At 64.9% G+C, this 13483-nt stretch carries 13 protein-coding genes and 1 tRNA gene; 8 read left to right on the top strand and 6 right to left on the bottom strand.

Annotated elements, in window-relative coordinates; translation table 11 throughout:
• Positions 1 to 6: 6 nt before the first annotated feature.
• Positions 7 to 459, bottom strand: coding sequence for an SRPBCC family protein (locus LEL83_RS05870; protein WP_198657336.1), 453 nt, complete (start codon positions 457 to 459; stop codon positions 7 to 9).
• Between the two features lie 154 nt (positions 460 to 613).
• Between LEL83_RS05870 and LEL83_RS05865 the strand changes: the two genes are divergently transcribed.
• Together LEL83_RS05865 and LEL83_RS05860 are read left to right on the top strand one after the other, a co-directional pair.
• Positions 614 to 1156, top strand: coding sequence for an amino-acid N-acetyltransferase (locus LEL83_RS05865; RefSeq protein WP_198657337.1), 543 nt, complete (start codon positions 614 to 616; stop codon positions 1154 to 1156).
• A gap of 64 nt (positions 1157 to 1220) precedes the next feature.
• Positions 1221 to 1907, top strand: coding sequence for a hypothetical protein (locus LEL83_RS05860; protein ID WP_225558110.1), 687 nt, complete (start codon positions 1221 to 1223; stop codon positions 1905 to 1907).
• Positions 1908 to 2138: 231 nt separating this feature from the next.
• Here LEL83_RS05860 and cspE read toward each other — a convergent pair whose 3' ends face one another.
• Complete coding sequence (gene cspE, locus LEL83_RS05855; RefSeq protein WP_017887662.1) at positions 2139 to 2348, bottom strand: transcription antiterminator/RNA stability regulator CspE; 210 nt, start codon at positions 2346 to 2348, stop codon at positions 2139 to 2141.
• 279 nt (positions 2349 to 2627) lie between these two features.
• Between cspE and LEL83_RS05850 the strand changes: the two genes are divergently transcribed.
• Positions 2628 to 3011 (top strand): SseB family protein, encoded by a 384-nt coding sequence (locus tag LEL83_RS05850; protein WP_198657339.1) that lies wholly within the window; start codon positions 2628 to 2630, stop codon positions 3009 to 3011.
• Positions 3012 to 3015: 4 nt separating this feature from the next.
• Here LEL83_RS05850 and radA read toward each other — a convergent pair whose 3' ends face one another.
• Positions 3016 to 4377 (bottom strand): DNA repair protein RadA, encoded by a 1362-nt coding sequence (gene radA, locus LEL83_RS05845; RefSeq protein WP_225558109.1) that lies wholly within the window; start codon positions 4375 to 4377, stop codon positions 3016 to 3018.
• A 10-nt stretch (positions 4378 to 4387) separates the two neighbouring features.
• Positions 4388 to 5353: an SGNH/GDSL hydrolase family protein gene (locus LEL83_RS05840; protein ID WP_225558108.1), complete on the bottom strand. Its 966-nt coding sequence runs from the start codon at positions 5351 to 5353 to the stop codon at positions 4388 to 4390.
• 143 nt (positions 5354 to 5496) lie between these two features.
• On the opposite strand from LEL83_RS05840, the gene LEL83_RS05835 reads away from it, so the two are divergent.
• A tRNA-Ser gene (locus LEL83_RS05835) sits at positions 5497 to 5586 on the top strand.
• A gap of 308 nt (positions 5587 to 5894) precedes the next feature.
• Positions 5895 to 8900, top strand: coding sequence for an SIR2 family NAD-dependent protein deacylase (locus LEL83_RS05830; RefSeq protein ID WP_225558107.1), 3006 nt, complete (start codon positions 5895 to 5897; stop codon positions 8898 to 8900).
• A 666-nt stretch (positions 8901 to 9566) separates the two neighbouring features.
• Here the strand turns inward: LEL83_RS05830 and LEL83_RS05825 are convergent.
• Entirely contained in the window at positions 9567 to 10211 is a 645-nt protein-coding gene (locus tag LEL83_RS05825) for a hypothetical protein (RefSeq protein ID WP_225558106.1), read from the bottom strand.
• Positions 10212 to 10940: 729 nt separating this feature from the next.
• A complete protein-coding gene (locus tag LEL83_RS05820) occupies positions 10941 to 11222 on the bottom strand; it encodes a hypothetical protein (RefSeq protein WP_225558105.1) in 282 nt (93 codons plus the stop codon).
• Between the two features lie 421 nt (positions 11223 to 11643).
• On the opposite strand from LEL83_RS05820, the gene LEL83_RS05815 reads away from it, so the two are divergent.
• The 3 genes from LEL83_RS05815 to LEL83_RS05805 are packed head-to-tail and all read left to right on the top strand — an operon-like array spanning position 11644 to position 13035.
• The gene (locus LEL83_RS05815; RefSeq protein ID WP_225558104.1) at positions 11644 to 12216 is read left to right on the top strand and encodes a hypothetical protein; all 573 of its coding nucleotides are present in this window, start codon (positions 11644 to 11646) and stop codon (positions 12214 to 12216) included.
• Positions 12217 to 12241: 25 nt separating this feature from the next.
• Entirely contained in the window at positions 12242 to 12862 is a 621-nt protein-coding gene (locus LEL83_RS05810; RefSeq protein ID WP_225558103.1) for a zinc finger domain-containing protein, read from the top strand.
• Positions 12859 to 13035: a hypothetical protein gene (locus tag LEL83_RS05805; protein WP_225558102.1), complete on the top strand. Its 177-nt coding sequence runs from the start codon at positions 12859 to 12861 to the stop codon at positions 13033 to 13035. Before LEL83_RS05810 ends, LEL83_RS05805 begins: the two co-directional genes overlap by 4 nt.
• Positions 13036 to 13483 lie beyond the last annotated feature (448 nt).

Below are 13483 nucleotides of genomic sequence, written 5' to 3'. Positions count from 1 at the left end.
TGTGGACTAGGCCTGCACGTCGCCGCGCCAACCCGGCTGGGTCGGTGCGTTCTCGACGCGCTCCTTGTAGTTCTGCAGGTCCTTCTTGACGGCGTGGCCGCCGACGCCGACGGCGGAGCCGAGCTTCTCGAGGATGCCGGAGGGCTCCCAGTCGATCTGCGCGGTCACGCGCGTCTCGGTGTCCGACAGCTTGTGGAAGGTGACGACACCGGCGTGGTCGGTCTCGCCGTCCTTGACGGTCCACGCGACGCGCTCGTCGGGATGCTGCTCGGTGATCACGGCACGGAACTCGCGCACCTGGCCGGCGACCTTGACGGTCCAGTCGGTGGTCGTGTCGTCCACCTGGACGATCTTCTCGACCTCGTCGAGGAAGTGCGGGAACTCCTCGAAACGGGTCCACTGGTCGTAGGCCTGGCGGACGGGGACGTTGACGTCGACGGTTTCGATGATCTGAGGCATGACCCGCACGGTAGGCCGGTGACCCTGGGTGCGGCTCAGTGAGGTGTCCCCCTGTCGCGCGGATGCCGTGGGGTGGTCCTGTCGTGCTGGTGCCGTGAGGTGCTCCTGTCGTGCGCCGTGAGGTGTTCCTGTCCTGCGCAGTAGGGTGGGGCGGATGACAGAGCACGGGAAGCACGCGTTCCACGAGCGCGACGAGCACGGGATCCTCGTGCGGCCGGCGCTCGCCTCCGACGTCCCGCACATCCAGCGGCTCATCGCCCCCTACGTCGACCGGCGCATCCTGCTCGGCAAGGAGAACGTCGCCCTGTACGGCTCGATCCAGCAGTTCCGGATCGCCGAAGGGCCCGACGGTGTGCCGATCGGCTGCGGAGCGCTCGCCGTGTTCTGGGACGACATCGCCGAGGTCCGCACCCTGGCGCTCGACGAGCGGTGGATCCACAAGCGGGTCGGCCACCGGATGCTCGAGGGGCTCGAACACGATGCCCGTGCGCTCGGCGTCGCCCGGATCTTCTGCCTGACGTTCGAGGTCGACTTCTTCACGAAGCACGGGTACCTGGAGATCGGCGAGAGCGTGGTGTCGCCCGACGTCTACGCCGAACTCGTGCGGTCGTCGGACGAGGGGGTCGCGGAGTTCCTCGACCTCGCCCGGGTCAAGCCGAACACCCTCGGCAACACCCGCATGCTGAAGATCCTCTGACGCTTTCGCACGGCACCCGGCGGGGTTCCCCCTCGTGTCTCGTGGCGTTGTCTACCCTGTGCGCATGTCGTCGTTGCGTCACCCCGTCGGTCCCGAGAAGCCGGTCGTCTACTGGCGTCGGCGGGCCCTGGTGCTCGGGGCGCTGCTGGTCGTCGTCCTGGTCGTGGTGCTGATCGTCGTCGGGCGGGGGAGCGGGGCCACGTCGGCGGCGCCGACGGCCTCGGCATCGCCCGCCGGGTCGTCGTCTGGGTCTGGGTCTGGATCTGGGTCTGCTGCTTCTTCTTCCTCGCCGTCGCGCTCGTCCGCAGCGTCGGCTCCGGCGTCGGCCGCACCGGCTGCTGCTGACGGCGCGACCTGCGCGAAGGACCAGATCGTCCTGACCCCGGTGCTCGACAAGCAGGCCTACGGCCCCACCGAGGACCCGCAGATCGCGATGTCGATCGAGAACACCGGGAAGAACTCGTGCCACCTGGACCTCGGGTCGGCGCAGCAGGTGCTGACGATCAGCTCGGGCGAGGAGCAGTACTGGTCGTCGAAGGACTGCCAGACCGGGGGCACGAACCAGGACGTCACGATCAAGGCCGGTCAGACGCTGACGACGCCGGCGATCGCGTGGGACCGCACCCGGTCGTCGACGTCGACGTGCGACTCGTCACGGCCCGCGGTGAGTGCCGGCGGGGCGAGCTACCACCTGGAGGTCGCGGTGGGGGACCTGGAGTCGGAGCGCTCGGCGCAGTTCATCCTGCAGTAGGGGTGGTGCGGCTGCTGCCGCTGGTTCTGCTTTTTGGTTGCCGGGCGCGGTTCGTTGTTGGCGGTGGCCGGTGGGCGGTTCCGATGCGGTTCGCTTAACCGAAGTGCATCGGCGCCGCGCGTTCACGTGGTTCGGCGTGACTTCGGTTGTGCGGGGCGCCGGGTGAGGGCGCCGGGAACAGCAACAGGCCCCGTCGTCCGGAGACGACGGGGCCTGTTCAAGCTGATGTGATCAGCCGAGGACGGTGATGTTCTCCGCCTGCGGGCCCTTGCGGCCCTCGGTGATGTCGAACTCCACCTTCTGGTTCTCCTCGAGCGACTTGTAGCCGTTGCCAGCGATCGCGGAGAAGTGCGCGAAGACGTCAGCGCTGCCGTCGTCCGGGGCGATGAAGCCGAAGCCCTTTTCGTTGTTGAACCACTTGACGGTACCGGTAGATGCCATGATGGCGTTTCCTTAGCTTTCTTGCTTCCGCCAGGGTGCGATCGCACCGACGGAGACCCCGACGGACATCGACGGGGGTGATGCGCCACGCGGGCAGGTGCCGGCGGGACGGGTTCGGGGTCAGACCTGACGGCCAGTGACCCTGGTGCCCGGTTGAGGGGTAAACCACCTCGCCCGGACGTTGAGCGCCGCCGAAGCGGTTTCATCAGGCTAGCGTGCTGTGGGCTGACTGGCTACCCGTGCGTCCCGGAACGACGAAAATCTGGTGGAATTGAGCTGATGGCAGACAAGGAACAGCGCTTCCGGAGCGAACAGCTCGAGGAAGCCCTCGCGAAGCAGGACGTCGCTGCGGTGGCGTTCGCGCTGCGCAACGACATCGTGATCGTCCCCCGACTCGTCACCGGCAAGAAGGACATGCAGGTACGGGTGTTCGGCCGCGAGGGGTCGGACAAGCGCATCCTGCTGCTGTTCTCGTCGGCGGACGCCTACACGGCGATGGTCCCGGACGAGAAGATCCGGCAGGTCATGGTCTACGACGGACCGCGGCTCGAGGAGTTCCTGGCCGCCCACCTCGACATGCTCGAGGGCGTGTTCTTCGACATCGCGGGGCCGCACACCATGCAGGCCGCGCCCGAGGACCTGCTGGCCGCTTTGCGCGCGTAGACCCTCAGAACGCGCGGTCGAGCTCGCGTTCGCGGGCGGACTGCGTCATCGAGAACGCAACGCGCAGGGCTTCGCGCAGGTGCCCTGAATCAGAGCCGAGCACGGTGGTGAACCCCAGGCGAGTCGCCTCGTTCACGCGCTGCTTGGTGCCGGTGGCCGGTCGGATCTCGCCGGCGAGGCTGATCTCCCCGACCGCCGCGAGCGTGTGCGGGTACGGGCGGTCGCGCGCAGCGCTCGCCAAGGCCAGTGCGATCGCGAGGTCGGCGCCCGGCTCGGTGAGCTTCATGCCGCCCACGGTGGACACGTAGACGTCTGCGTCGGAGAGCTTCAGGCCCGCTCGACGCTCGAGGACGGCGAGCAGCATCGCGACGCGTGACGAGTCGACACCGTTCACGACGCGTCGCGGCTGCGGCGCCGAACTCGGCACGATGAGGGCCTGCACCTCGACCGGGAGGGCCCGACGCCCCTCGAGCGCGACCGTGACGCACGTGCCGGAGACCGGTGTGGCGTTCTTCGACATGAAGAGGCCGCTCGGGTCGGGGACCTCGTGGATGCCGTCGCCGCCCATGTCGAAGCAACCGACCTCGTCGGTCGGGCCGAACCGGTTCTTCAGCGCCCGGACGAAGCGGAGCGCCGTCTGCCGGTCGCCCTCGAAGTGGCACACGACGTCGACCAGGTGCTCCAGCAGCCGGGGCCCGGCGATCGTGCCGTCCTTGGTGACGTGCCCGACGATGAGGACGGGGAGCGCGCGGTCCTTCGCGATGCGGATCAGCGTCGACGCGACCTCGCGCACCTGTGACGTGCCACCGGCGATGCCGTCGATCGAGCTGGACGAGATGGTCTGCACCGAGTCCGCGATGAGCAGGTCGGGCTGGACCTGGTCGATCTGCCCGATGATGACCCCGAGGTCGACCTCGCTCGCCAGGTACAGCTCGTCGTGCATCGCCCCGGTGCGTTCCGCGCGCAGCCGGACCTGGTCGACGGACTCCTCGGCGCTGACGTACAGGACACGCTTGCCCGATGCCGCCGCTCGTGACGCGACCTCGAGCAGCAGGGTCGACTTGCCGACGCCCGGCTCCCCGCTCAACAGCACCGCCGCGCCCGGCACGACACCGCCGCCGAGCACGCGGTCGAACTCGCCGATGCCGGTCTGCCAGCGCTGCACCGACGTGCCACGGGCCTCCGTGATCGGCCGAGCGGCCCGTGCGCCGGTCACGGCGACGGCCGCGGTGCCGCGGGTGCTCGCCGACGCGGCCGAGGAGTCCTCGACGGAACCCCACGTCTGGCACTCACCGCACCGGCCGACCCACTTGACGCTGGTCCAGCCGCACTCGGTGCAACGGTAGAGGGACTGCGGGCGTGCCATGACGACGAGGCTAGGGCGTACGGCCGACATCACCGGCACGGTCGTCCGGTCCGTCGGGCAGCGCGATCGAACCGGTCATGCGCTGACGCAGCCGGCCGACCGGCCCAGGCCCCGAGGGGTGGTCGAGCGCCTCGGCCCCGTCGGTGTCCTGTTCTGCTCGTGCGCTGGCGACCGCACCGGCCTCGCGCCCGAGGTTCTCGGCCTCGCGCGCCGACAGGTACTGGCGGATCGTCGCGACCGTGTCCACCCGGGCGTCGACCGCCGGCTCGAACGCGCTCGCCCAGATCTCGTAGCCGCGGTCGTTCGGGTGGAACAGGTCGCCATAGCTGTTGAAGAACGTCCGCCGCAGGCCCACCCGCTTGGTGATCGTGTGCAGCGGCGCCACCGTCAACCCGAACTCGGCGGCCACGCGGTGCACGATCTCGTTGGCGACCGCCACCTTGCGCTCACGGTCGGGCACGAACATGCAGGGCAGCTCGGCGACGATCGTGTGCGACGGCACTGCTCCGTAGATCGCGCGGATGTTGCGCTCGAACTTGTCCGGGGCGAAGTCGGCGATGTCGTTCGCACCGATGGACACCGTGCAGATGTCAGGAGAGTGGTGCCGGAGCTTCGGCAGCTGGTCGCGCTTGGCGCCCCACGTCGTCGATCCCGAGACGCTCAGGTTCACGACGCGGACCGACATGCGGGAACGGTGCCGGATGCGGCGGGCGAGCAGACCGACGTACCCGCGCCCGGGAGCGGTCGCCCCGACGCCCTGCGCGGCCGAGTCGCCGATCGCGACGTAGAGCAACTGCCCCTCGTGCTGCTGCCGTTCGCGCCACCAGTCCGCGTGGATGGGGAGCATGTCGACGACGCGTTGGGCGGCGGCGCGCTGGCCGCGGACGCCGGCCCGGGCACCGACAGCAGCCGCGCCGACGACGCCGAGGCTGCCGACGACCGAGGTGAGGAGGGCGATGAGCGTGCGTGATCTCATGCCCTGGACGGTACGCCGCGCGGTCGTGGCGGCGGCGAGGGGCGGCTGTGGGTGTGGGGAGAGCGCCGGGGGCGACCGCTTGTGGAGGGTGAGCAGACCAGGGGTGGCGTTGCGTGCCTCTCGGATCGTGTAAGATCTTTCCCGGTACCGTGTCCGAGCGGCCGAAGGATCATGTCTCGAAAACATGTGTGGGGGCAACTCCACCGTGGGTTCAAATCCCACCGGTACCGCCACAGAAAACCCCCGTTTACGCGGGGGTTTTCTTGTTTCTGAGAGTGCCCGTGGTGCGCCTTTGGTGCAGATCTCGCTCAGGATGTCTCGTGCTGCACAGTCGAGGTCTCCCCGAACTCACGCAGGAGTCAGCTCCGTGTGTGGAGCATGCGTGGCGACGGCTCGCGGAGGAGTCGGGAACCACGGGCGCGTAGCCGTCGGCGCCCGTGGCACTGAGGCATACCCCTGAGCGACAGAACCCCCACCAGCCGCACGGCGCGCTGAGCGACACATGAGCAGCGAACGATCAGGTGATGCGCCATCATGAGGCATGATCGCCTTGCAGAAGCTCGCGGACGCAGTGAAGCGTCGCCAGTTAGTCGTTGTCACCGGAACCGGTGTCACCTCCGCCCTCACGAACAACGCGCCAACGAGCTCCTGGCTCGGTCTACTGGAACACGGTGTCAATCACGTGATTCAGTCGGACGCCCGCCGCGGCAAGCTGATGCAGGCAAAGCTTGACCTGTTCCTTGATGACCCTCGTGTCGACGACCTTCTCTCACTGGCGACCGACATCCGTTCAGAACTTAGACGCGCCACAAATGACCGGTATGGCAGGTGGCTTGCGACGACAATCGGAGCGCTGGACCCCAAGGAAAACGCTGTCGCAGATGCGATTGCCGACCTGGGTGTCCCGATTTTCACCACGAACTACGATGACGTCCTCGAGCAGGCACTGGGTCGAAGCTCTGCAACGTGGAAGGAGCCTGCGATAATGCGCGACATTGCGATGAACAACTCCAACGCGGTAGGCCATCTCCACGGAATCTACAGAGACCCCGACAGCGTCATCTTCAATGACGTTGACTATCACCGCATAATCAACGACTCGAAGGCGCAAGCCATCCAGAACGCGGCGTTCTCGATGCGGAACTTCTTGTTCATTGGATTTGGAAGCGGTCTAGACGACCCGAACTTCGAGCCGATGGTCAGTAGATTTGCCGATGACAACCAGACAGCGGCCTACTCCCACTTCAAGCTGTGCAAAGCAGAGGATGTTCGGCCCGGTTCTGAATTGGACGCGATTGTCGACGTCTCATATGGCGAACAGTACGATGAGCTTGCTGGCTTTCTTCGGTCCATCGCGCCCGAAGTGATTCGAGTAGGCCACGTAGATCGTCGAGCAAAGGGGGAGGAGCGCCTGCTTCGGCAGGTGCGTGAGAATTCAACCTTGTGGCGAGAAAACGAGGTACTGGACGAAAAAAAGTTTGAAGACCTCGTAATCCCTCCTATCTTCTTGCCCGAGCCACATGACCAGTACGCTACCAATAGCGTCATAGAAGCCGAATCCCGTCAAGTTGAGCCAATCAATATGGTCTCCTTGGTGGCGAATAGCAAGGTGCTTGTCGTAGCGGGTGGCGAAAACAGTGGTGTCACAACGGCGCTGGCCTGGGTGTTGCATCAGGCCGTGCGCGAGCGACCGGGTACTCACGGCGTCTTGCTCCCGAAGTATTACGGCGCGGGCCCGAGGCCAGTCACTAAGGCCGTGCAGACAATCTATTCGGACTGGGGTGTTTCGAAGGGGGAGGGGCAGGATGACCTTATCCTGGCGGTGGATAATCTGAAGTACGAGGCCTCGGCGCGATTTGACCGCGCTATTTCGGATATTGCCCAGAGTGACGCAACGATGAAAATAATCGGCGTGCAGCAATCAGACACCGTGGAGGTGGTTCGAGAGCTCGCCGATAAGGGAATACATGACGTTGACGTTGTTTACCTAGGGCGTTTCAGCGACGCGCAAGCCGCGGAAATAGCGAGACGTGTGGCGCCGGGACGCGAGAGCCGATTCGTCAGCACGGTGATGGTCATCATCCGAGATAAGCACCTGCCCCGGACGCCGTTTACAATCACCCTGCTCATGGAGCTTCTCAACAGCGGCAAGACTTTGAAGAACCAGGATTCGGAGATTGCCGTTCTTGACGAGTATCTGAACCTCCTGCTATTCGCCGACTTCCTTCGTGTGACGTCCGCGCCAAGGATGAGTCTACGGAACAAGCGGGTAGTTATCGAATTGATTGCCAGGAAGCTCGTTGAAGCTCGCGAAGATAAGGCCCCGTATGCCGACGTGGCGGGATGGATTTCTGAGCTTTTCGAGGAACTTGGGTGGTCCTACGAGGTCGACGTTGTTTTGGATGACCTCAAGCAGCGCCGTGTGCTCACGACCGGCCCTGGCAACATGGTGCGTTTCCAACGTGGTATCTACCTCGAGCTCTTGGCCGGAATTGCGGCAAAGAGTAATCCTGATTTCCGCCAGCTCATTTTCGCTTCGCCACTGGAACTAGCGTCGATTGTTCGCATGTATGCGGCGATGTCCCGCAATGACTTGGACGTACTCGATGTTGTCGAAACTGAGCTCGGACGAATCAATATTCAGCCTCCTTCCGGAACTATCCTGTCCAGTGTACGAAAGCGTGTAGCGCCCGAAGCATTGCTTCGCGAATCGACCGTTCCCGATGTTGACGACGAGCAGGCGGCGCCTGCGGACGACGCGGTCGATAGGGCGCCTGAACGAACCGTCTACTATGATGGTTCCGACGACTCAGATCGCCCTACGTTTCTGACGGCGCGAATCGAGGACCTGCCGCCCGCGCGCGTCGCTATGCTGGTGGTGGACCTAGCCTCACGAGTGTTGCGCGACTCGGATGAAATTCGGGATCAGGAGCGAAAGCAACAGTATCTCGGCAAGCTCCTCGAGGCGTGGGTGATGTTCATGGATCTTTATCAGGCTGAATTGTTCGCGCTGCCAAACCTCGACGAGACGGTACGTCGCATCTTCGACAAGACAGGTTTCCCCGAAAAGCGGTTCGAAAACTTCAAGCAATCGTTACTCCGCATGGTACCGTCGTACATCACCTACAGTGGCTTGAGCTACTGTCTGAGTTCACCAACTCTGGATCGTCTTCTCATGAAGTTCGAGGCCGACGGCGGCTCCCTAGGGGAATGGGCTGCGCTCCTTCGGACTTTGACGTTATTCGCGAGCGGTTCGACTTCTTGGGTTGATACGCTGGATGACTTTTCCGAAGCGGCCGTCCGAAGTTGGTTTTCAGCAACGTTTTTTGCGCGTTTTGCCGAATATGCCTTCGTGACGGACGGGAGACTCTCAGAGGCGCAGCGTAGCACCATTCGCCAGTACTTGAGGGATGTCATTGATGCTCGTTATGATTTCTCCTCGGTGGGACAGCGCAATTCAGCAATGAACAATTTTGAAGCGGATCTCCGTCGTGCCCGTCTTCAGGAGGAGCGTCGACCTAAGCGTGCTTTGACTGTCCTGAACTGACCGTGCTCTGTCGACCTGAGCTGACCTCCGGGCGGCCACAAGCCGCCGGGACATGACGAAGGCCGGCCGTCCTTCGGGGCGGCCGACTTCCGTCGTACTCGGGGGGCCGGAGTCAGTGTGCTTAACTGCGGGCGACACTTCCGGCCAGGTTGCCGCCGAGTGGGTCACCCACCTGCCGATGCGGCTTTTCTCCAAGCATGCCGCCATCTTTCGGGCAGTGTCGGAGACGCCGTCGCCCCGCTTCGGGGACGTGCGGGCCTGGCTCTCGATGTCGTCCGCTATCGGGTCGTACCCGCGGCGTCCGAGCACGGACACCATTCCGCGGTTGACCGAGTGGGTCTGCCATGTGAACACCTCGGTGATCGGCAGGTTGTCCAGAGCGGCCGCGAGCAGCCTGCAGGCGGAAAGGCCTCACCGGCCGGTTCGAAGGAAGCATCGCCTTTGTCGCCAGGCCTCCGAACGGGCTTCGCGCAGGAGGGATCGCTTCCTGCAGCTCAGCGCGGGCTGCGTCGATGCCGGGACTCGCCAACGCATCAGCGCGGGTGGGCTTTGACCGTAGGCGCGACAGCTTGACTGCATGACCACCACCGTGATCCCGATCAGCGTGATAAGAATTCCTATGGCCGTCGAACCGCGGACATTCGTCCCGAGGTCACGCGACTGCTGTCACATCAGGCGCCTGGCCCCAAGTATCTCAACCAAGGGCTGAATCGGATGCCCCCCGGCGAGCCATTGGACAGGGGTGCTCCGGATGCCGTCGATTCGTGTGGAGGAGTGCGGTGTCGTCATGAAGCCAAGGATCGACGCTGGGTGCATGTCAGCATCAAATGCTTCGATCAAGGTCGACAGCTGATTTAAGACCGGGCGGTCGGGGTCGTCCGTAAACTGCCACGCCGGGAACAGTAACTCGTCGTCCGCGACGAATGCGAACAAGTCCCCTGACGCGAGTCGCGCAAGTATCCGCGCAGTCCCCATCTCCAGCCAGTCGGATGCCTCCGCGAAGGTGATTGCGGCGTTCAGCGCGCTCTGCCTGACACTGCGTTCGAGCGCGTCAAGGTCGCCACGCGCCACGGAAGTCCTTGCTGCTTCGTATTGCTCATGCGTCCAAGGAAGGGACTCGAGGATCGCCTGCTCTTCGCGATGCTCTAGCCCCTGGGCGTCCCGCGGGTGCTCCAACTCTGGTGAGCGCCCGAAGTCGTGACCCGCGCCGTGAACACCCAGCAAGGGTGCCAGGTCTCCGCGCCACGGCCGCTGGCGGTCTTCGCGACCTCGGCCGGCTGCCGCAGTGTGTTCGGCGTCTGCGAAGTCCATCGCTGCGAGTTTGTGAACGCTGTCCGGCAACTCCTCGCCCATCCTTTCGGCGAGGGCAACGCGAGCCCGCGCTCGGGCGATCTGAAGACGTGTCGTCATACGGTCAACCGTCCTTATTCGTCTTGCGTATCGGTTATGGCTGGCCCCGGTGTCGTAGCGCTTCGTGGTTTGCCTCTTCGCTGATATACCGCGAGGCGGCAAGCCTGTCGGCATCGGCGTAGGCCTGGAGCACCTGCACGACCAATCGACGAAGGGCCTCCCGTTGCGCCAACGACGACTGTTCCCAGGCAGTGGGACACCCTGCTGGGTCCCCATCTGAGGCGTTTGCGAGGCATTGGGCGGTCAACTCGATGACATCTTGCCAGGGTGGCGGCCATCGATTTGAGAGAGAAGAGCCGACTTCGCGGCGGAGCTCTGGAGGCTCCGGAGGGACATAAGTCATGCGATCAGGGTGCCGCGCAGGGCGAGGCTAAGAGCGGAAGCGGGCTGGTCTTTTTTCTTGGACCGTTCCAAGTCCTCGAAGACCAGAACAATATGCGCGACACGCGGGGTAGGAGTGCAGGTCGATGCCGCGCAGCACTCGCTTGAGGTCGTTCAGCAGCAGTGGCGCCATGCGCCTGGTTGGCCGTGCGTTGTCGAGGCGGATGCCGGCGAGGGTGTCCTTGACCGTACGGTTCGCGCCCGGAGGGGCGAGGTTCTCGCGCTCGTGCGGACGTTGATCGAGGTGAATCACCTCGAGATCGTGCTCGGTGCGTAGACGTGGTCTCCGGTGCCCGGCTCGACGAGCGCCGCGCGGTCGGTGATGTAGCCCGCGACGGTCTGTGGCTGCGCGGGCAGGGCCCGCCGGCCATGGATGTCGCACCAGCGCTCGAACGCCGCCCAATCGCCTTCGTAGGCCCGTCTGGTGCCCGCGGCGCTCGCATGCGCCGTGTTCTCCGTGATGCCCTCGAGCAGCTCAGGACGGAGAGGCGCATCCGCGAGTCCGAGGCCGTTCCCGACGTACGTGATCACGCGCGCAGGGAGGGCCTGGGCGGGGAGTGGCAGCAGTTCGGTTACGGCGGTTCGAGCCTACGAATCACCCCGGACACGAGCAGATCCGACGGCTTCGGAGCACCAATCGAGTCGAAACCAGGCGAGTAGACCCCTCGCCGGATAGCTGCGATAACTGTGATTCTCGTCGGCTTGGATCCGGCTCCTTGAAGTGACACTGGGCTGAGCTTGTCGGCGGGTGAAGAGGACGACGATCAGCCCATTGGCGGCCGTCTGATGAGTCCGGCGCAGGGTGTACGACGACTTGACGTCGGCGGCAGCTGCGACAGGGGAACCTGGGTATACCTCTGATACTTCCTCGACAAGTGAGCGGGAGCCCCGGACGCTGGTCATCGGCGCGAGAACGCAGCACGATGGGGATGAGGAGCCGGGGAGGAATCAGGTGAACGACGCAGAGGACAGGCCCGCTGCCGCGGACGGTCATCCGCAGCCCGGTTCGGTGCAGAAGAACGGTGACCGCCGGTTCGGGACGACGGGGCTCCTGGCGAGTGTCTATGCCGGCCGCGGGACGCCGCAGGCGTCGAATCTCTACCGCTCGAGCGTGACCGAGCACATGCGTGGGGTGCGCTTGGGCGACGAGCTCTGTGTGCGGTGGGATGGAAGCCACTGGTGGGCGGCCTCGCCCGCCGGGACGGTCGGACGGCTCACCTGGTCGAAGAACCTCCGGGAGGCGACCGCGTACGTCGCTGACGGCCGGAGGCCGTTCGGCTTCCACGACGGGACGTTGCACGTGCAGAGCGTCACGATCAGCGCCGCCGGCGAGGTCGTCAACTGCGGCGGGTACGTGGTGCCCGACAACTACGTGCCGTCGGACTGGCCCATGGCGCCGATGCCGGACCCGGCGGAGCGAGAGCTGACCATGACGATCGGCGTTCCCGTGCCGGCGGGAGACTCCGAGGCGCGCGTCGCACCACCGCGACGTCGCGGGTGGCTCGGTCGGCTCATGGGACGATGACGATGACCTCGAGGGAGTGGTGACCATGAGCGATCAGGCAAGGGTGCCGGCGTCAGCAGTCGGGTACGTGTTCAGGACCGAACCGGCCGACAAGGCGTGGGCCTACATCGGTCAGGGCACCCGCCTCGACCCGAAGCGCGTCGATGGTTACTTCGGCAGCGGGGCCTTCATGACCGAGATGCTCGCGGAGCATGGCACCAGTGGCCTCACCGAGACGATCGTCGCGACGGCGGAGTCGCCTCTCGAACTGCACTACCTCGAGATGCTGCACATCGCCGGAGCCCGACGAAACGGTGTTCGCGTCGGCAACGGCGACTTCGGTGGTCCGCGACCGTTTCCGAACCTGCAGCGGGCGCTGTGGGAGGTCGCCCCGGCCGTGATGCGTGTGGCCGATGACCCAAAGCGGTTCTACGACGCGCTCGTGAAGCACCGCGATCTGGTCGAACAGGCGATCCTCGACTCGTCGAGTGTTCCGGTGGACGCGTTCTACGCAGGTATGGAGCGCGATCTTCACGCCACCGAGGACTTGTCCCACCCGTGCCCGTCGTGTGGCTCCGGAATCGGCGAGCTGTGCCGGACGAACTCGAAGTCGCTCACCAAGCCTCGGAACCCCGCGCGGAATCACTCGAAGCGGCCGCGCTCGTGACGACGTACACGCCGCGAGAGCTGGCGGCCGAGCTCGGCTACACGAATGAGTCGCGACCGGGAAAGGTGGTGCGGGAGTACCTCCGTGAGAAGTACCCGGAGCACACCGGACTCTGGGAGCTCGACGAGACACAGGCCGATGACGTGCGCGCGAACGTGCCTCGAGCGTCCTGACTCGGCGACAAGCGGCTCTGATCAACGCGATCCAGGGGAAATGAATAGGCGACATGACTGTTGCGAGGCGGTCGATCGAATGCCTTCGGCGAAGCATAGATTCCACGCAGCACAGGCCCTCGGACGGCGACCGAAGTGGCGTGACTGAACCGCTGCGGCGGAGAGCCGCACCCATCGTCGGGCACGGATGCTCACGCTCGCCAGCCAGTTCGATGCACTCAAAGGTTCGCCCGGACCACGTGTACCACTTTTGCGTTCGTAAACCGGTACAGGTTCGCAAGGCAGCTTTTCCCAGGTCACCCCGCTTTTCGAGGGCTCGTGCAGGGGTGGCTCGTGTACCACTTTTGAACTCCTATTTTCGAGAACCAGTACACGCTGTGAGCCCTACATCCCTGATTTTTCGAGGAAGTAGGAGGGTGGAAGAGCCGGTTGTACCGGTTGTACCGGT

Origin of the sequence: Curtobacterium oceanosedimentum (assembly GCF_020297365.1) — a bacterium.
GTDB lineage: Bacteria > Actinomycetota > Actinomycetes > Actinomycetales > Microbacteriaceae > Curtobacterium.
The sequence above is the reverse complement of the archived record's forward strand: the minus strand, read 5'-3'. Positions and strand labels throughout refer to the sequence as shown.

Bases quoted from the DNA above. Each gene is read 5' to 3' on its own strand.
- LEL83_RS05810 (WP_225558103.1), top strand. From the start codon at position 12,242: ATGAGCGATCAGGCAAGGGTGCCGGCGTCAGCAGTCGGGTACGTGTTC.
- cspE (WP_017887662.1), bottom strand. From the start codon at position 2,348: ATGGCATCTACCGGTACCGTCAAGTGGTTCAACAACGAAAAGGGCTTC.
- LEL83_RS05850 (WP_198657339.1), top strand. From the start codon at position 2,628: ATGGCAGACAAGGAACAGCGCTTCCGGAGCGAACAGCTCGAGGAAGCC.
- LEL83_RS05860 (WP_225558110.1), top strand. From the start codon at position 1,221: ATGTCGTCGTTGCGTCACCCCGTCGGTCCCGAGAAGCCGGTCGTCTAC.
- LEL83_RS05825 (WP_225558106.1), bottom strand. From the start codon at position 10,211: ATGGACTTCGCAGACGCCGAACACACTGCGGCAGCCGGCCGAGGTCGC.
- LEL83_RS05830 (WP_225558107.1), top strand. From the start codon at position 5,895: ATGATCGCCTTGCAGAAGCTCGCGGACGCAGTGAAGCGTCGCCAGTTA.
- LEL83_RS05840 (WP_225558108.1), bottom strand. From the start codon at position 5,353: ATGAGATCACGCACGCTCATCGCCCTCCTCACCTCGGTCGTCGGCAGC.
- LEL83_RS05870 (WP_198657336.1), bottom strand. From the start codon at position 459: ATGCCTCAGATCATCGAAACCGTCGACGTCAACGTCCCCGTCCGCCAG.
- radA (WP_225558109.1), bottom strand. From the start codon at position 4,377: ATGGCACGCCCGCAGTCCCTCTACCGTTGCACCGAGTGCGGCTGGACC.
- LEL83_RS05865 (WP_198657337.1), top strand. From the start codon at position 614: ATGACAGAGCACGGGAAGCACGCGTTCCACGAGCGCGACGAGCACGGG.